This window comes from Streptomyces sp. NPDC001002 (genome assembly GCF_053599215.1).
Genome location: NZ_JBSFLV010000175.1, coordinates 1 through 17,735 on the forward strand (window position 1 = coordinate 1; position 17,735 = coordinate 17,735).

General features: G+C 71.0%; 16 protein-coding genes. 6 read left to right on the forward strand and 10 right to left on the reverse strand.

From position 1 onward, the window contains the following. Positions 1–84 precede the first annotated feature (84 nt). From ACWDR3_RS41810 to ACWDR3_RS41820, 3 genes are all read right to left on the reverse strand, one after another. Positions 85–2,286 carry an RICIN domain-containing protein gene (locus tag ACWDR3_RS41810; protein WP_450357839.1) on the reverse strand — a complete coding sequence of 734 codons (2,202 nt, stop codon included), beginning with the start codon at positions 2,284–2,286 and terminating at the stop codon, positions 85–87. 150 nt (positions 2,287–2,436) lie between these two features. Further along, on the reverse strand, positions 2,437–3,477 hold the full coding sequence (locus tag ACWDR3_RS41815) for a LacI family DNA-binding transcriptional regulator (RefSeq protein ID WP_450357840.1): 1,041 nt from the start codon (positions 3,475–3,477) through the stop codon (positions 2,437–2,439). A 176-nt stretch (positions 3,478–3,653) separates the two neighbouring features. Beyond that, on the reverse strand, positions 3,654–4,697 hold the full coding sequence (locus ACWDR3_RS41820) for a medium chain dehydrogenase/reductase family protein (protein ID WP_450357841.1): 1,044 nt from the start codon (positions 4,695–4,697) through the stop codon (positions 3,654–3,656). A 136-nt stretch (positions 4,698–4,833) separates the two neighbouring features. Here ACWDR3_RS41820 and ACWDR3_RS41825 point away from each other — a divergent pair, with 136 nt between their 5' ends. The 3 genes from ACWDR3_RS41825 (at position 4,834) to ACWDR3_RS41835 (ending at position 7,758) form a co-directional block, all read left to right on the forward strand. Further along, the gene (locus ACWDR3_RS41825) at positions 4,834–5,493 is read left to right on the forward strand and encodes a TetR/AcrR family transcriptional regulator (RefSeq protein WP_450357842.1); all 660 of its coding nucleotides are present in this window, start codon (positions 4,834–4,836) and stop codon (positions 5,491–5,493) included. 200 nt (positions 5,494–5,693) lie between these two features. Next, entirely contained in the window at positions 5,694–7,118 is a 1,425-nt protein-coding gene (locus ACWDR3_RS41830) for an MFS transporter (protein WP_450357843.1), read from the forward strand. A 43-nt stretch (positions 7,119–7,161) separates the two neighbouring features. Continuing rightward, positions 7,162–7,758: a cysteine hydrolase family protein gene (locus ACWDR3_RS41835; protein WP_450357844.1), complete on the forward strand. Its 597-nt coding sequence runs from the start codon at positions 7,162–7,164 to the stop codon at positions 7,756–7,758. A gap of 152 nt (positions 7,759–7,910) precedes the next feature. Here ACWDR3_RS41835 and ACWDR3_RS41840 read toward each other — a convergent pair whose 3' ends face one another. After that, a complete protein-coding gene (locus ACWDR3_RS41840; protein ID WP_450357845.1) occupies positions 7,911–8,360 on the reverse strand; it encodes a MarR family winged helix-turn-helix transcriptional regulator in 450 nt (149 codons plus the stop codon). Between the two features lie 96 nt (positions 8,361–8,456). Here ACWDR3_RS41840 and ACWDR3_RS41845 point away from each other — a divergent pair, with 96 nt between their 5' ends. After that, positions 8,457–11,330, forward strand: a complete 2,874-nt coding sequence (locus tag ACWDR3_RS41845) for a LuxR C-terminal-related transcriptional regulator (RefSeq protein ID WP_450357846.1) — start codon at positions 8,457–8,459, stop codon at positions 11,328–11,330. 66 nt (positions 11,331–11,396) lie between these two features. On the opposite strand, the gene ACWDR3_RS41850 is transcribed toward ACWDR3_RS41845, so the two are convergent. Together ACWDR3_RS41850 and ACWDR3_RS41855 are read right to left on the reverse strand one after the other, a co-directional pair. Then, positions 11,397–12,095, reverse strand: a complete 699-nt coding sequence (locus ACWDR3_RS41850) for an AAA family ATPase (protein ID WP_450357847.1) — start codon at positions 12,093–12,095, stop codon at positions 11,397–11,399. 81 nt (positions 12,096–12,176) lie between these two features. Further along, on the reverse strand, positions 12,177–12,479 hold the full coding sequence (locus ACWDR3_RS41855; RefSeq protein ID WP_450357848.1) for a WhiB family transcriptional regulator: 303 nt from the start codon (positions 12,477–12,479) through the stop codon (positions 12,177–12,179). Positions 12,480–12,713: 234 nt separating this feature from the next. On the opposite strand from ACWDR3_RS41855, the gene ACWDR3_RS41860 reads away from it, so the two are divergent. Continuing rightward, the gene (locus ACWDR3_RS41860) at positions 12,714–13,592 is read left to right on the forward strand and encodes an LLM class F420-dependent oxidoreductase (RefSeq protein WP_450357849.1); all 879 of its coding nucleotides are present in this window, start codon (positions 12,714–12,716) and stop codon (positions 13,590–13,592) included. Between the two features lie 46 nt (positions 13,593–13,638). Here ACWDR3_RS41860 and ACWDR3_RS41865 read toward each other — a convergent pair whose 3' ends face one another. Beyond that, complete coding sequence (locus ACWDR3_RS41865; protein WP_450357850.1) at positions 13,639–14,277, reverse strand: TetR/AcrR family transcriptional regulator; 639 nt, start codon at positions 14,275–14,277, stop codon at positions 13,639–13,641. A 57-nt stretch (positions 14,278–14,334) separates the two neighbouring features. Between ACWDR3_RS41865 and ACWDR3_RS41870 the strand changes: the two genes are divergently transcribed. After that, positions 14,335–14,802: a nuclear transport factor 2 family protein gene (locus ACWDR3_RS41870; protein ID WP_450357851.1), complete on the forward strand. Its 468-nt coding sequence runs from the start codon at positions 14,335–14,337 to the stop codon at positions 14,800–14,802. A 4-nt stretch (positions 14,803–14,806) separates the two neighbouring features. Here ACWDR3_RS41870 and ACWDR3_RS41875 read toward each other — a convergent pair whose 3' ends face one another. The 3 genes from ACWDR3_RS41875 to ACWDR3_RS41885 form a co-directional block, all read right to left on the reverse strand. After that, positions 14,807–16,024 (reverse strand): low temperature requirement protein A, encoded by a 1,218-nt coding sequence (locus ACWDR3_RS41875; protein WP_450357852.1) that lies wholly within the window; start codon positions 16,022–16,024, stop codon positions 14,807–14,809. Positions 16,025–16,040: 16 nt separating this feature from the next. Continuing rightward, entirely contained in the window at positions 16,041–16,997 is a 957-nt protein-coding gene (locus tag ACWDR3_RS41880) for an SDR family NAD(P)-dependent oxidoreductase (protein ID WP_450357853.1), read from the reverse strand. Between the two features lie 181 nt (positions 16,998–17,178). Further along, positions 17,179–17,631: a MarR family winged helix-turn-helix transcriptional regulator gene (locus ACWDR3_RS41885; protein WP_450357854.1), complete on the reverse strand. Its 453-nt coding sequence runs from the start codon at positions 17,629–17,631 to the stop codon at positions 17,179–17,181. Positions 17,632–17,735: the final 104 nt, after the last annotated feature.

A 17,735-nucleotide genomic window follows, 5' to 3' on the forward strand; every position in this document is an offset into this window, starting at 1 on the left:
GCACCAGCGAGATGCCGATCATCAGGGCGCCGAACGAGAGGATGTACCACCGTGTCCGACGGTGGCGCCGCTGCTGTGTGGCGACTAGCCGCGGCTCCACTGCTGGGTGGCGTTGCCGAGACCGGTCCACAGCTCGACCTTCGAGCCGTTGGCCGTGCCCCAGTTGGTGACGTCGATGACCAGCCCATTGGACCTGTTGACGATGGTGCCGTCCACGCGGAACGCCCACTTCTGGCTGGACTTCCCGTTGCAGGCCCAGAGGATGAGCGTGGTGCCAGCGGTGGTGCCGTCGCCGTTCGCGGCAAGGCAGTTGCCATTGACGCGGATTTCGCCGGCAGTGGTCTGCGTGATGGTCTGGTTGGCGTTGCCCGAGCAGTCGTAGATCTGGACCTGAACGCCCGTCGCGCCGTTCGGGACGTCGAGGCAGCGGCCGGAGTTGGCGCCCTTGAGGGTGAAGGTCGAGGCGGTGGGGAGCGGGTCCTGGACCAACTGCCAGTCCTGTGAGCCGTCGGTGGTGGCTGCCGCCACGGTGACCGATCCGCCGGACGTCGAACCGGTCATGTAGAGGCCGGTGTTGAGGACCGAGCGGAGCTTGTAGTAGCCGCTGGTCGACGACGCGACCTGGGTCCACTGTTTGTCGGTGGCTCCGTCGTCGACCCACTGGGCGAGCTTCTGCCCGGCCGTCGCGGTGCCTGTCCAGATGGCGACCGAGCGACCCCCTGACTTGTTGAGCAGGGTGACGTTGCTGCCCTTGGCGGTGAGGTGCCAACGCTGGGTGTTGGCCGCGGAGTCGGCGGCCAGGACGAGGTCGGGGGTGTTCCCGGTGAGGTTGGCGTCCTGGGTCTTGCCGGAGGCGGTGCTGAGGACCTGACCGGTGAGCCGGTTGACCAGGCGGTAGTAGGCGCCGTCGGAACGGCCGAGGTCCACTTCGGCGTACTTCACCGGTCCGACGCTGCTGCCGCTCCAGGACGCCTGGAGGATCAGGACGCGCCCGGTGCCGTCGACGTACTGGAGCATGCGGCTGTACCCGGCGGCGATCGACGTCTTGTACTCCTTCCAGGTGCCGGTCGACAGCCCGGACTCGTTCACCCAGACATCGCCGCTGCCCGAGGCGTTGTAGACGATCCGTCCGTCCGGCATCGGGAGCAGGACCGGGCTGCCGCCGGTGGACAGGGTGGCCCCGCCCGAGGGCACGGGCAGCGAGGTGATCGCGGCGTCGGTGGCGGCGAAGAACTTCGTCGGGTCGTCCGAGATCCGGTAGCGGACGTTCGTACCGCCGCCCCAGTACTCGTACGTCAGCAGCCACTTGCCGTCGGTGGTCGGGGCGATGGTCGTCATGCCCGCACGGCCGCCGCCGATCTCGGTCTTGCCGCCGCCCATGCTCACCGTGGCGCCGGGGACGTCAACCACGGGGGAACTCCAGGCGGTTGAGCTCGTGCCGTTCCAGGTGCGGTGCAGGAGGACCTGGCCGCCGGAGTCGGTCGCGGTGTCGTTGGCCGGGTCGAGGGTCGGGGCGCCGGTGGTGGTGTTGTAGCCGGTGTAGTCGTCCTCGTCGGAGTAGTAGGCGATGAGCTGGCCGTTGTGGGCGAGCAGGTGCGGTTCCCAGATGGGGTCGACCTGGGCGTGGGTGTTGGCGGTGGAGACGCGGCCGATGCTGCCCGCGCTGCCGCCCTGCCAGCCGCCGGCGGCGATGATGTTCTGGAAGCTCCAACTCACCCCGTCATCCACACTCGAATACAGGGCCAGCGCTATGTCCTTGCGGTCGCCGTCGCCGGTCGGTGTCCAGCTGGAGTTGGCGGCCTTCTGCTCCTGGTAGTAGTAGTCGTCGCCCGAGACGATGCTCGCGAGCAGCAGGGTGCCGGCGCTGAGGCTTCCGACGTTCTGCGGGAGCACGTAGAGGTACGGGTTGGTCCAGTTGCTCGTGTACTTCGCGTACTGGGAGTCGCCGGAGAGATAGGCCGGAGCCTTGACGTCGCTCAACTTGGACCAGGTCGTACCGTCGTCGTCGCTCTTGTAGATGGGCAGCGTCTGGCCGACCGGAGCGGTCTGGCTGTTCTCGAAGGTGGCGACGATCCGGCCGTCCGCCAATTGCGCCGACTTCGGGTAGAGGACGCACGGATTCTTGTTGCACGCGGCGGGGTTGGTCGCCGTATACAGATTCGCCGGGCTCGGCTGATACGCGGTCGCGTTTCCCGCCGAGGCGATGGCGAGGGCCACACCGACACCGGCGGCGGTCACGGCAGCCAGCACTTTGCGCGCCAACGGTCTTATCGATCCTCTGGTCATCGGCATTCCTTTCGCCCGAGGCGACTCGGGGGGAATCGCGCACCACGCGGCCTTGAAAGGCAATTGAGGGTGCGGAGCAGGAAGCCAGTATTCGTACGGCCGACGGTGATGTCACCGGAGCATTGCGAAAGTGTTTCGCCAGGTGGTGAGTTACGCGGTATTGACGGCGCGCGGAGCGGACGTCGAGGTGCGCAGCACCAGTTCCGTCGCCAGCTCGATGCGCGGCGAGGCGGGCGGGCGGCCCTCGGCGAACTGCATGAGCACCCGGGTCGCCTCGTGCCCCAACTCCTCGAAGGGCTGGCGTACCGCGCTCAGCGGCGGCGAGGCCATGGCCGCGACCAGGGTGTCGTCGAAGGACATGACCGACAGGTCCGCCGGCACGCCGAGCCCCTGCTGGCGGGCGGCCTCCAGGACGCCGAGCGCCTGGGCGTCGCTCGCCGCGAACACGGCCGTCGGCGGATCGTCGGTCCGCAGGATCTGCAGTCCGGCGACGAGCGCCTCGGCGTAGTCGAAGTCGGTCGAGCGGACGATCCCGGGGTCGTAGGCGATGCCCGCCTCCTCCAGGGCGGCCCGGTAGCCGTGCACCCGGGCCGCGCCGGCCAGGGAGTGCGAGCGGCCCGCGACCATGCCGATGCGCGTGTGGCCGAGCTCCAGCAGATGCTGGACGGCCTCACGGGCGCCGCTCCAGTTCGTCACGCCGATGCTCGGGATGTCGCCGGACGGCGCGCTGAGGGGGTCGATCAGCACGACCGGGAGCTGCTGGTCGACGATCCGGCGCTGGTCCTCGTCGGCGAGCATCGAGATGACGATGATGAGCCCGGCCGCGCCCAACGCCACGCACTCCTCCAGCCATTGGGAGATGGAGCGCCGGCTGGTCGTCCCGGTCACCACGTCGATGCCGAGTTCGCCGGCCGCGTCCACGATGCCGCGGACGACCTCCAGGGTGTACGGGCCGGAGAGGTCCCGGAACACGGCGATGATCTGCCGCGGCCCGTCGGCCTCCCGTTCCCAGGGGCGTACGTACCCGGACCGCGCGAGCAGCTCCTCCACCCGGGCCCGCGTCGCCGCTCCGACGTCACGGCGCCGGTGGACGACCTTCGAGACGGTGCTGAGCGAGACGCCCGCCTCGGTGGCGATGCTCGTCAGCAGGCCGTACTGGGCGTCCAGGTGTGTCTTGCCCTGACTGGTCACCCGATTCCTGCCCCACCTGCGACTCGCCGACGTCGATGCGCTGCGGGCACAGCGCCCGGGGTCCGGTCGCGGACCTCTCCTGCGGCAGCGCTCCTGATCATCCAGCGCGTCCACGAGCGCTGGCAAGACATCGGACACGCACCCGTGCGGGAGAGGAGCGACCGGGACCGACGGCATCACGGGGTCAGTACGATCTTGCCGGCGACGGTCCCGGACTCGGCGAGCCGCATGGCCTCGGCGGTGCGGGCGAGCGGGAGTTCGGCGGCGATGCGGGCGGTGACCTCGCCGCGCTCCAGGGCCGCGAAGACCTGGGTGAGGTCGGCGCGCAGCCGGTTCCGGAACGCGTTCTTGCCCAGCGCCCGGCCCGCCCAGACGTTGTAGAAGTAGGCGTGGCGGCCGTTGGGCAGGGCGTTCCACAGCCACACGCGGCCGAGCAGCTTGAACACGGGCCACTGCTTGGAACCCTGGTCGTCCCTGGTCGCGGCGCTGCCGTAGGAGACGAGCGTGCCGCCGGGGGCGAGCAGGCGCCAGGAGTCGACGATGCCGTGGCCGCCGATGTGGTCGAAGATCGCGTCCACCCCGCCGGGGGCGAGTGCGCGGATGTGCGCGGCCACGTCACCGGAGCGGTAGTCGACGGGGACCACTCCCTGCTCGCGCAGGGCGTCGTGGTGACGTACGGAGGCGGTGCCGATCACCTTCAGGCCGGCGGCGCGGGCGAGTTGGATCAGGACGGAGCCGACGCCGCCGTTGGCACCGAGTACGACGACGGTCTGTCCCGCACGCACGCGTGCCTTGCGGTGGAGCATCTGCCAGGCGGTGATGCCGTTGAGGACCATGGTCTCGGCCTCCGCCGCGCCGATCCCGTCGGTGACCTCCACGGTGTCGGCCGCGTCGACGACCACGTGGCTGGCCCAGCCGCCGACCTTGAGGAGGGCGGCCACCCGGGTGCCGATCAGCTCGGGTCCGACGCCCTCGCCGGCCGCCACCACCGTGCCGACCAGGTCGTAGCCCGGGACGAAGGGGAACGCGGGCTGGTCGTAGTACCGGCCGCGGCGCATCTGCTGCTCGGCGAAGGAGACGCCGGTCGCCTGCATGCGGATCACGACCTGTCCGGGTCCCGGGGCCGGGACGGTGCCGCCGGAGCGGATCTCCAACCCCTCGGGCTCCACCTTGCCCGGCAGGACGACCTCGACGAGACCTTCGCGTCCTTCGTTGTTCATGATGACCTCCGTGTATCGCTAGCGCTTGTCGCTTGAGTTAGAAGCTATAACGATCGCAAGGGAGAGTCAATAGCCAACGTGATAACCTCTAACTAAATCGCTCAGGGTGCCCTCAGGGGCGTGGACGGAGGCGGCCGTGGCGAGCACGAGGACGGAGACCCCGCGCGAGCGCTATCGCGCCCAGATCCGGGCGGAGGTCAAGGAGCACGCGTGGGAGCAGATCGCCACGGCGGGCGCCTCCGGGCTCTCGCTCAACGCGATCGCCAAGCGGATGGGGATGAGCGGGCCGGCGCTCTACCGGTACTTCGCCAACCGCGACGAGCTGATCACCGAGCTCATCAAGGACGCGTACCGCAGCCTCGCCGACACCCTGCACACGGCCGCCGACACCGGCGCCGACCTGCCCGGACTGGCCCACGCCATGCGCCGCTGGGCCCTGGCGGACCCGCACCGGTACTTCCTTCTCTACGGCACACCCATCCCGGGCTACCACGCGCCCGACGCCACCACCGCGATCAGCGCGGAGATCATGACGGTCCTGCTCGACGCCTGCGTCGAGATCCCCGTATCGCCACCGTCCGAGGGCCCGGGGGCGGCGTTCACCGAGCACCTGCGGGAACACGGGCACTGGGCCCGCGGCCACTCCGCCCCACCGGAGGTGCTGCACCGGGCACTGACCGTCTGGACCCGGCTGCACGGTCTCCTCTCACTCGAACTCGCCGGCCATTTCAACGGGATGGGGTTCGACCCGGAGCTGCTGTTCGCGAGCGAGCTGGAGGCGCTGAACACGCCGTAGGCAGTACAGGGCCCCGCGCGCAGGCATCGCCGGGATCCCGCCCCCCCTTTGTCACGGACGGCTCCGCAACGGCCGACTCTGTCATCGCCGACGAGATAGGCAGGCTGCCTGCTATTGTTTGTCAGGCAGCCTGCGTAATTCTGTCGACCGCTCCCGCGGCTGCCACCGGACAGCGCGAGCGGGAAGGGAGGAGCAGCGCCTTGGGAGTCACCGAAAAGGCAACCTCCATACGGCAGGACAGCGCTCCGCCGGACCGGGCCTTCGGGCCGACGTTCGTGACCCCGCTCTACATGGGCGCCATGCTCAACCCGATCAACAGCTCGGTGATCGCGCCAGCCCTGGTGGCCATCGCGGCCGCGATGCACACGTCCGTCGGCGGTACGGCGATCCTGATCTCCAGCCTCTATCTGACGAGCGCGATAGCGCAGCCCGCGGCCGGGCGGCTCGCCGAGGAGTTCGGGCCCCGGCGGGTCTTCTTCGTCGGCATCTTCCTCGTCCTGGCGGGAGGCGTACTCGGCGCGGCCGCCCGTGACATGTCGACGCTGGTCACGGCTCGCGTCCTCATCGGCGCCGGCACCTCCGCCGGATATCCGTCCGCGATGCTGCTGATCCGCCGCCGGGCCCAGGCGACCAGCCTGCACGAACCACCGGGCAGTGTCCTGGGCGGCCTGGCGATCGCCGGTGCCGCCACCCTCGCCATCGGCCCGGCGATCGGCGGCCTGCTCGTCGGCTCGCTGGGCTGGCAGACGGCCTTCTGGATCAACGTCCCCGTGGCGGCCGCGGCCTTCGCCATGGCGGCGGTCTGGATCCCCAAGGACCCCGACCGCGTGCGCGGCCGTTCACCGCGCGCCCTGGTCTCCCGTATCGACCTGCTCGGCATCGTGGCCTTCGGCGGGGCGCTCACCGCGCTGCTGGTGTTCCTGTCCTCGCTGCCGGACCCGGACTGGTCCGCCCTGGGCGTCTCCGTCGTGATCGCCGCCGCCCTCGTGGCCTGGGAACTGCGCGCCGCCAACCCCTTCCTGGACGTCCGGCTGCTCGCCTCGAACCTCGCGCTCACCCGCACCTATCTGCGCAACGGCCTTACGCTCCTGGGCACTTACGTGATCCTCTACGGGCTCACCCAGTGGCTCGAAGCCGCCCGCGGGCTCTCCGCCTACCAGGCGGGGCTGATCCTCATCCCCATGGGCGCCCTGTCGGCGGTCTCCGCCCGTGTCGCATCCCGGCGCACCCGCGTCCGCGCTCCGCTGATCGCGTCGGCGCTGCTCCTGCTCGTGGGAGCCGTCGCCACCCTGTTCCTGGACAGCGGCTCGCCGGTGATCGCGGTGATCGCGATCACGGCGGTGTTCGGGCTCACCTCCGGGGCCAGCACCGTGGCCAACCAGGCGGTCCTCTACAAGGAAGCGCCCGCCAAGAGCGTGGGCACCGCGTCGGGACTGCTGCGCACCTTCGGCTACATCGGCTCGATCGCCTCGGCGGCCATCACCGGCACCGCCTTCCGCACCCACGTCGACGACACCGGCCTCCAGCACATCTCCTGGGCGCTGGTCGGCATCGCCTTCGTCGTCCTCGTCATGACGGTCCTCGACCGCCACCTGAAGAACACCGACCGTCAGTCCGCGCACTGACACCCCTCCCCCAACCCCCCGAAAAGATCGGACAGTTCAGGCAATGACCACCGTCGCCCCACACCTCGACCCCACCCGCACCGCCCTGCTCCTCATGGACTTCCAGCCGGCCGTCCTGGCCGCGGTCCCCGACTCGGACCAGGCCCTCACCCGCGCCCACGCGGCCCTGTCCTGGGCCCGCTCGAACGACGTCCAGGTCGCCCATGTCCGAGTCGCCTTCACCGACGAGGACTTCGCCCTCGTCCCGGCCCGCAACAAGTCCTTCACCCTGGTCGCGCAGAACGGATTCCTGGCCGACGGCAGCCCGGAGGCCGCGCTACACGACTCGTTCGAGGTGCGCGAGCAGGACATCGCGGTGCGCAAGATACGTATCAGCGCCTTCGCCGGCACCCCCGACCTGCGCGCCACCCTGCGCGAGCGGGGCATCGACACGCTCGTCCTGGCCGGACTGTCCACCGGCGGAGTGGTGTTGACGACCCTCCGGCAGGCCGCGGACGACGACTTCCAGCTCTACGTCCTCAAGGACGCGACCGGCGACCCCGACCCCGAGGTCCACCGCGTCCTGGCCGAGAAGGTCTTCCCGAACCAGGCGTACGTCATCGACACCGACGAACTCGGGGCGCTGACGAAGACGGTGTGAGGCCGCGGTCCGGGCGGGCGCCCTCGACCGCCCGGACTCAAGCACCCCTTGCGACCGCCCGGACTCAAGTACCCCTTCCGACCGCCCGGACCCCACCACCCCTTGCCGCCACCCGGCCATGACCCGCACCTGTCGGCGCGCGGTCCCGACCGTCAACTCCCGCTGTCAGCAATGCGGTTCATGATGGCCGCGGCCTTCAGCAGGGTCTCGCGCTCGTCCGTCCGCAGGTGCGCCTCGATCGCGGCGCCGAGCCAGCTCACCCGGGCGGCCGGGATCGTCTCGCTCAGCGCGCGCCCTTCGGGGGTCGCCTCGATGAGCGTCTTGCGGCCGTCGGCGGGGTCCTTGGTCGTGGTGATCAGACCGCCGGCGCGCAGGGTCGCGAGCGTCTCGGCCATCGACTGCCGGCGCACATGCTCGGCCAGCGCCAGCTCGCTGGCCGTGACCGAGCCGTCCTCCACGATGCGGGCCAGCGTGGTCAGTTGCGACCAGGTCCACTGCATGTCGTCCGGCGCCGACTCGGTGCGCAGCCGGGCGCGCAGCCGGGTCATCGCCTTCATCAGCTCGGCGGCGGCCTCGGCCTCGGGCTTCGGGTCACTGGTCATCCGCCGATTTTATCCAGTACGCAGGTCACCCGGCGTGCCGCCCGCCTTGGGGAGATATTTGCGTCGTCAAGCATGTAAGGCGCCTATAATCCGACCGTGAGCACCTCCGACAGGCATCGTCGGGCCGCAGCACCGACGCGATCACGGTCAGGCGGAGTCCGCCTCCTGGGACGTACGGCCGAGTTGGAACTGGTCGACACTCTGCTCGCCGGACACGGCGGGGCAGGCTCCGGCCTCGTGCTGCGCGGCGGGCCCGGGGTGGGGAAGACCGCGCTCCTGGACGCGGCGGCGGCACGGGCCGCGGGCCTCGGCAGGCGCGTCCTGCGCGCCTCCGGTGCGGAGTTCGAGGCCGGGACGGCCTTCTCGGCGTTGCACCAGTTGCTCTATCCGCTGCGCCGTGACATCGACGCGCTCGCCGCTCACCATCGGGACGCGCTCCACCAGGTCCTCGGCCTCGCTCAACCGCCGCTTCCCGCGCCGGTGGTGTCGACGGCCGTGCTCGCCCTGCTGGAACGGATCACCGTCGAGCGCGAGTTGCTGATGATCGCCGACGACGTGGCCTGGTTCGACCCGGCCAGCGCGGCCGTCCTGGGATTCGTCGTACGCCGGATCGCCGACACTATGGTCGTCTTCCTCGCCGCCGCCCGGACCGGCACCGAGGCGCTGTTCCACCAGGTCCGACTGCCCGAGCATCCGGTCGAGCCGCTGGACGGGAGGTCGGCGGCCGAGGTGCTGGACGCACACGCGCCGGGGCTGGCGCCCGGGGTGCGCCGACGGCTGCTGGCCGAGGCCGAGGGCAACCCGCTCGCTCTGCTGGAGCTGCCGCTCGCGCTGACCGACCGGCAGCGGTCCGGCCAGGATCCGTTGCCCGCGCGGCTGCCCCTGTCGAGGCGGCTGGAGACCGCTTTCGTCGTGCCGATCACGGAGCTGCCCGCGCCGACCCGCGAACTCCTGCTGCTGGCGGCGCTCGCCCCCGAGGCGGGACTGCCCCTGCTCCGGACCGCGGCGCGGGGCTCTGCCGAGGCCGAGGACCTCGTGCCGGCCGAGCGGGCCGGCCTGATCCACGCCCACGCGCTCACCGGTGCCGTGGTGTTCCGCCACCCGCTGATCGCCTCGGCCACCGTGCAGATGACCCCGCCGCCCGAACTCCGGGCCGCGCACGAGGCGTTGGCCGCCGCCCTGTCCGCTGCCCCCGAGCGCCGCGCCTGGCATCTCGCGGAGGCCGCGACCGGGCCCGACGAGTCGGTGGCGCGAGCGTTGGACGAGGCGGCGCTGGCCGTCTGGCGGCGCGGCACCCGACCCGCCGACGGCAAACAAGCCTTGAACGAGAGGGTCGTCTCGGACCGCGGACGCGGCGCCACGTCCGCCGCGGTGACGGCGCTCATGCGTGCCGGTGAACTCACCCCACATCCGGTCGACCGGTCCCGCCGCCTGGTCGAGGCCGCCTTCCTCGCCACCATGACCGGCCAACTCGACCAGGTGGACCGGTTGTTGGCGGAAGCGGGCCGGACGCCGGACTCGCCGACCGGGCTGGTCCTCGCCGTCACGGCCCACCTCCTCACCAACGACGAGGGCAATGTCGACGCCGCCTTCCGGCTGCTCGCCCGGGCGCTCGACCACTCCAGCTGCGGCGGCCGGCACGACGACTGGAACCACCTCGGCATCCTGTACGCCCTGCTGCTGGTGAGCCTCTACGCCGTCGGCCCCGAGCCGTGGGCACTGCTCGACGCCACGATGTCCCGGTTCCCGGCGGAGACGGTCACCGTGTTCCGACTGTGCCACGACGCGTACGTCGACCCCGGCCGCAAGTCCGGCGAGATCCGCGAGGGCCTCGCCGAAGCGTTCGCCGCTCTGCCCACCGACGCGGCGCCCTGGCAGCTCGTCCCACTGGCGTTCGCGGCCGTCGCCATGGACACCCTGGCCGAGTACCGCCACCTGCTGACCCGCATGGTCGAACGGGAACGCGACGGCGGCGCGATCGCCATGGTGATCCCGGCCCTGATCCTGCTCTGCCACGACTCCTACATCCACGGCGAGTGGGACGAGGCGCAGCGGCTCGAACAGGAGGCGCTGGAACTGGCATCGGCGTACGGCTACCACTTCTGGGAGCACCAGGTCCGAGCCCTGCTGGCCTTGTCCGCGGCCATGCGCGGCGAGATGGACCTGGCGCGTGTCCGCAGTGCGGAGACCACCAACTGGGCCGTCCCGCGTGGCATGGGGGTGACGGAGGGGTACGCCCGGTCGGCGCGGAACCTCGCGGCCCTCGGAGAGGGCGACTTCGAGGAGGCCTTCGTCCAGGCGGCACGTATCGACCCGCCCGGTGCTCCCGGGTCCGGTGTCCCGGGCAGGTGGGTGGTCCTCGACTTCGTGGAGGCGGCGGTCCGCACGGGCCGCGTCGAGGAGGCGCGCGCACATGTCCGCGCCGCCCGCGAGGCAGGCCTCCCGGCCATCGGGCCGCGCATCGCACTGATCGTCGAGGGAGCCGCCGCCGTGGCCGCCGACGACGAGGAGGCCGGTGCGCTGTACGAGGCGGCGCTGACCCTTCCGGAAGCATCCCGCTGGCCCTGGGAGCACGCGCGCGTGCAGTTCGCCTACGGTCAATGGCTGCGCCGTACCCACGACTTGAGCGGTGCGCGTCTGCAACTGGGCGCGGCCCTGGAGACGTTCAGGCGGATGGGCGCGGCGACGATGGCGCAGCGGGCCGCCGGTGAGCTGCGGGCCACCGGTGTCTCCGTCGCCTCGTCCGACCCCTCCGCGGACGTACTGACCACGCAGGAACGGCAGATAGCCGAGCTCGCGGCCACCGGTCTGAGCAACAAGCAGATCGGCGAGCGGCTGTTCCTGTCGCACCGCACGGTCGGCTCCCACCTCTACCGCATGTATCCCAAGCTGGGCATCACCTCACGTGCCGCGCTTCGGGGCGCGCTGGAGGCGATGTTCGGCACCGGGAAGGGCGAACGGGCGCCGTAGCGCGATGGATCGGCCGACCGGCCTCAGGTGCGGGCCCGTCGGACGATTCCAGATACGGTCACCCGCTCACGGATTGCCGGATCGGTGCCGCCGCTCCAGCAGGGCCAGTGGATTGCCCCGGGCCTCGTCGAGAATCCGCCGTCGGTCCTCCGGGCGAAGGTCGGGCGCGTGCAGGGTCAGGATCCGCTCCGCCGCCCCCTCGTCCAGGCCGCGGACCGTCAACTCCGGGAAACCACAGCTCAGTAGAGGCCCCTCGGAGCCGGAGCGCAGCGCCGCGACGACGACCACCGGGCCGGCGAGCCGACGCGCCACGAAGGCCAGTACCGCGTGCGACTGCGGATCCAGCCACTGCGCGTCGTCGGCCAGCACCAGCACCGGCCCCTCGGCGGCCACCGCCGTCAGGAGATCCAGGACCGCGAGCGCGACCAGGAAGGTCTCCGGCGGCGGTTGCTCGACCGGGCCGGACACGGATGCCAGGGTCTCCCGCACGCTCCGCGGCAGCAGGGGGACCCGGTCGAGGACGGGGTGGAGCAGGTGGTGAAGGGCCGCGAACGACCGCGCCGCCTCCGCCTTTACGCCGACCGCACCGAGCACCCGGAAACCTCGGGCGCGTGCCCTGGTCTCCGCCTCGCGCAACAGGGACGACTTGCCGATGCCGGCCGCGCCGAGCACCAGCAGGACGGCGCTGTCCGGCGGCGTGCGTTCGAGGATCTCGGCCAGCACCGCCAGCTCCCGCTGCCGTCCGACCAGTCCCGGTGCGTCCATGACTCCCCTTCGCGACCCCCGCGATCAGCACGCTAGAGCCGACACCGCGCTGTGCGCTTGAGTCATTCGACTGAACACCGGTCAACGGAACTCCTGCGACTGGTCGGTCTGTTCACGGCGCGGGACCTCCCGCAGCGACCGACGCTCGCCCTCGGACAGGCCGCCCCAGACCCCGTAGGGTTCACGGCTGCTCAACGCGGTCCACGCGCAGGCCTCGATCACGCTGCACCGCCGGCAGATTTCCCGGGCCTTCTCCTCCCGCGCCTCTTTCTCGACGCCGCGTTCGCCGTGCGGCGAGAAGAAGACCGCACTGTCCAGGCCACGGCACAGCGCGTGCCGCTGCCACTCCCAGTAGGTGAGCAGAGGGTGGTGTCGATTGATCATGTCGGTTCCTCCCGGAGTCAGCGGTCCGGTTGAAGGCCCAGCGTCGCCGAGCAGGAACGTCACGTCATCAGTCGTCTGACTGCACAGAAGGCCACATCACACATCCGCGGGGCGGTCGCCGCCGCCGACCGCTCCCGCCTTTCGTACGCGCTTTTTCTTGCTTGACAAAGCACATGACGGCCCGGGCATACTCGATGGCGACCGGTCCAGCGGCTCACCCCACGGAAGGCCCCCATGAAGCTCGGCGTCGCCATCGCGGATTTCAGCCGGCCGGAGGGACCGTCGGGCATCGCACAACACGTGGGCCGTCTCGCCCGCTCCGCGGAGGAGTTCGGCTTCACCCGCATCGCCGTCATGGATCACCTCTTCCAGATCGGGATCGTGGGCGCCTCCGAGGAGGAGATGCTGGAGGCGTACACCACGCTGGGCTTCCTTGCCGCGTCCACCGAGCGCGCGGAACTGCTCGCGCTGGTGACATCGGTCGGCTACCGCGAACCCGGCCTGCTGGCCAAGATGATCTCCACGCTCGACGTCCTGTCCGAGGGCCGCGCCGCCCTCGGCATCGGCGTCGGAGCCGGCTTCAACGTCGCCGAGGCACGCGGACTGGGCCTGCCCTTCCCGCCGGTCGCGGAACGGTTCGAGCGGCTGGAGGAGACCCTGCGGATCTGCCTGCAGATGTGGAGCGACGACGAGAAGCCCTTCCACGGCCGGTACTACCGGCTGGAGCGCACCCTCAACTCCCCCGCCACGGTACGGCGACCGCGCCCGCCGATCCTGGTCGGCGGCTCCGGCGAGCGGAAGACCCTGCGGCTGGTCGCGCGGTACGCGGACGCCTGCAACCTCTTCCACGGACCCGACCTCCAGCACAAGCTCGACGTGCTGCGCCGGCACTGCGACGACCTCGGGCGCGACTACGCCGAGATCGAGAAGACGGTCCTGCTCCCCCTCGACCCCGGCCCACGCGGCGAGAACATCCCGGCCCTGCTCACGGAGTTGCGTCGCTTGGACCGCATCGGCTTCGACCACGTCATCGGACCGGTCCGCGGCGCCGATCAGCACGCGGCGCTGCACCTGCTGGGCGAGCGCCTCGTACCGGAAGCACTGGGCATCTGACCGAGTCCGCCGCGCAGTTGACGAACGCCGCACTCGGCGTCGACTCCTAAGGACGATCGGACGTGTCCGTGGCGTCGGCGCCGGCCGTCCACCAGGCCGGAGCGCAGGCCACGCACGCGTCGACCAAGTCGTCCTTGGTGACCGACGGGTCGTCGAGCCAGGCCCTGATGGCGCCGGCGAAGCCGTGGGCCATGAACTGCGCGATGACCTGGCGATTGGCCTCGGGCAGTCCGGGGTGGGGGCCGCGGGCCATGAACGCCAGGGCGTAGTCGCTGAAGTGCCGCACGAGTGCCTCGTACACCCCGCTGTCCGCCGGATCGGCGAGGGTGTGCCGGTACACCTCGGCGAAGCGTTCGACGTGATCGGCCACCTCGCTGACGGCCATGCGCAACAACTCGCGGGCCGCGTACACGCCTTGGGCCCGCCACTCGTCCTCCAGCCGGTGGCCGCGCTCCAGGTCGGCGTGGAGCACCTGGATGAGCAGGTCCAGCGGGGAGCTGTAGCGGTTGTAGAACGTGGCGCGGGTGACCCCGGCGCGGTCGGCCAGCTCGGCGACGGAGATCCGGGAGACGGACCGCTGCCCGGCGAGTTCCACGATGGCCTCTTCGAAGGCCTGGATGGTCCGGGTGATGCGTGGATCGATCCGCTGGTTCAGCGCTCTGCCCTCCCTGGGTTCACATTGCACTCTGCCATGGCGGATGATTTTATACACATGTCAAATAGTGTGGCGAAAGGAACCGTCATGGCCTCGCACACCGCGATCTCGGCCCAGGAAGCCGCCGACCGGCTGGCCATCCGTGAGCTGGTGGACGCCTACGCGCACTGCGCGGACCGGCGGGACGCCAAGGGGCAGATGGCCCTGTTCACGGAGGACACCCGTTTCCTGGTGTTCATGGACGCCAAGGCGGCGGAGCCGACGCAGGAACTGCACGGCCGCGAGTCCCTCGCCCCGGTCTTCGAGAACCTCAACGTCTACCGGGCGACCACGCACTTCAACGGCCAGAGCACGATCACCCTGGACGGCGGCCGGGCGACGGGCGAGAGCTACTGCCTGGCCCACCATGTCTCGGTCGACGACTCGGGGCAGCGCACGCTCATGATCGCGTCGATCCGCTACCTCGACGAGTTCACCAAGCAGGACGGCGACTGGTACTTCGCCGAGCGCCGCCTGATGGTCGACTGGACCGAGACGCGCCCCTCCACGCCCTGAGGCGTCACAGGACGGCGGTGTCCGACTCGTCCAGGGCGAACCGCCGCGCCACGGCGAGTCCCCACGGGATGCCGAGGAGGGCGACGAGCACGAGTCCCAGGACCAGCGGCGCGGGCCGTACGGCGCCGAGGGCCAGGGCCGCGAGGGCCACGACGAGACTGGTGAGGGCCAGCGGCCGGTAGAGCCCTCGGTCGTCCCGCCAGGCCTCCAGGCCGGTCGAGATGAGCATCGTCGCCGTCAGCACGACGGCGACCCCCACGCACAGGACCCAGGCCGTCGCCGCGGGCGTCCGGCTGTCGTGCGCGTGCTCGACCAGGCCGACCATCGCCGCGCCCATCGCGGTCACCGCCGCCGTGAGCGGGAGATGGGTGAGCATCCATTGCGCGGTCACCGCACGGGTGCGCCGGGGCGGGCGGTGTCCGGCGAAGTCGAAGTACGTCCACCACGCGCCGAATCCGACCACCACCGCCACCAGTCCGACCGCGAGGCTCATCGCGCTGGTGGGCTCGCCGACCAGCCCGTCCACGACGCCCGTGACGGTCTCGCCGAGCACGATGATGATGAACAGCCCGAACCGCTCGGTGAGCGCGTCGCTGACGGCGAGCGCCGACGCCTCCGCCGGCACGGCCGCGACGGTCACCACCACGAACCCGACGAGGTAGGCGACGGCCAGCAGCCCCCAGGTGAGCACGCGGGCGTCGGCCGGCAGGAAGGCGCTGGCGAAGAGGACGACCGCGCAGGCCGCCGTCCCGGCCACGTACAGCCGGCTGGACCTCAGGTACTCCGCCGGGCTGCCGCGCGAGGCCAGCAGCCAGAGCACGGCCAGCACGGCGAACAGGATGCCCGCGGCGACTGCGAAGTGGGCCCCTTCCTCGCCGCCGGCCTCGGGGATGAAGGCCCCCATGGGGACCAGGACGAGGATCTGGAGCAGGAAGAGGCTGCGGCCGCGGGCGTCGTCGTGACCGTGCAGGTCGTGGTGGAGCGTGCCGTTGAGCCAGGCGATCCACACCAGCGCGAACACCACGGCGAACTCGCCCAGCCCGTGCCAGGTGAGATGGTCGGCCAGGTGATGGGCGGCCTGGGCGACCAGCACGACCACGATCAGGTCGTAGAAGAGCTCCAGGGGTCCGACCACCCGGTGCTGCGGCTGTTCGCCGTGGGCGCGCGGCGGTCTCCACAACTGACGGCGCAGCCGGGCCCATTGCTCGTCTCGCGAGGTCATGACGGGAGCCGGGGCGTCAGCGGACGAGATCCCGCGATACGGCCCACAGCCGGGCCGCGTTCCCCGTGTCCAGGGCGTAGGGCGCGACGCCGGCGACGGCACCCGCCCGCCCGGCGACCGGACTGGACTGCGCGCAGTCCTCGAAGTAGCGGCCGGTGACGCCCTCCACCGTCGGCGAGGCGGCCAGCAGCACCGAGGTCGCCGCGCCCTGCTCGACCGTCTTCTGCGGCGGCAGCGCGAGTTCGCCCGAGGCGAGGAAGGCGCCGACCTGCTCCATGTCCATGTGCCGGGCCAACGAGGTGTCCGCGATGTTGCCCGGCATCAGCGCGTTGGCGGTGATGCCGTCGTCGGCCCAGCGCTCGGCGGCGCCGACGGCGAACAGGACGTTGGCGGTCTTCGACTGCCCGTAGGAGGTCCAGGGGTCGTAGGGGCGGTAGCGGTAGTCAAGGTCGTCGAAGACGACCGGCGAGAAGAGGTGGCCGATGGAGCTCACCGCGACCACCCGTGCGCCGTTCGCCGCCGCGAGGGCCGGGTGCAGGCCGGTGGCGAGCGCGTAGTGACCGAGGTGGTTGACGGCGAACTGCGGTTCCCTGCCGTCGGGGGTGCGGACGAGTTCCGGCGGGGCCATCAGCCCTGCGTTGTTGACCAGGATGTGCAGCGGGCCCTGCCAGGCCGCCACGAACTCCGCGACCGTCGACCGGTCGGCCAGGTCGAGCCGGCCGACCGTCAACTGCCCTGCCGTGGGCGGCAGTTCCTTCTCCAGGCGCGCGACCACGTCGGCGCCCGCGCCGGTGTTGCGCACGGCCAGGGTGACATCGGCGCCGGCCGCGGCGAGCGCCCGGGCCGTCTCCACCCCGATGCCGGAACTGGCGCCGGTCACCACGGCCCGGCGGCCGTGCAGGTCGACGCCGTCGATCACCTCGGCGGCGGTGGTGCTCGCCCCGAACGCGGGCGGTGTCTGAGATGCGGGCATGAGGGGGTCTCCTGGTTCGAGTGACGTGCGCGGGTCCGTGCGGTCGGCCGTCTCAGCGGTCCCCGGGGCTCTATTTTACAACTGTATATTAGAGCGCGGATCGGCACCCGGACACGCGGAAGGTCCCGGACACGACGAGCGCGTCCGGGACCTTCCCAGCACAGGTCGGTGGCGTCGGGACTCAGTCGAGCTTCTCGACCAGCGCCTCGAACTGCCGCACCATGGCCGGCAGCGAGCGGCCGTCGATGTGGTCCATGACCCGCTTGCGGGCGCTCGCCAGATGGACCGGATAGGCGGCCTCCAGCCGCTTCATCCCCTCCGGGGTGATCGTCGCGACATTCCCCCGCGCATCCCCCTCGAAGCGCCGCTTGACGACCTGACCGCGGCTCTGCAGCGCGTCCACGACACGGGTGATACGGCTCGCCGACAGCGCGGTCGCCGAGGCGAGATCCGTCATGCGGAGCGACTGGTTCTCGGCCTCGGAGAGGTTCATCAGTACGACGTACTCGGTGAGCGTCAGGCCGGTCGACCGCAGCAGATCGTCGTCCAGCGAGCGGGGCAGCGCGACGATGACGCGCATCAGCGCCCGCCAGAAGCGCTCTTCCTGGGCGGCCAGCGGATCTTCGGCAGTCATCTCCGCAGGTTAGCGTGCTCAAGCAAAGAACCTCAAGGTAGGGCCACACCGCGAACGCCCTGGCAGCGAACCTCCTCGCCGTGGGCCGACGCGGTGCGTCGGCC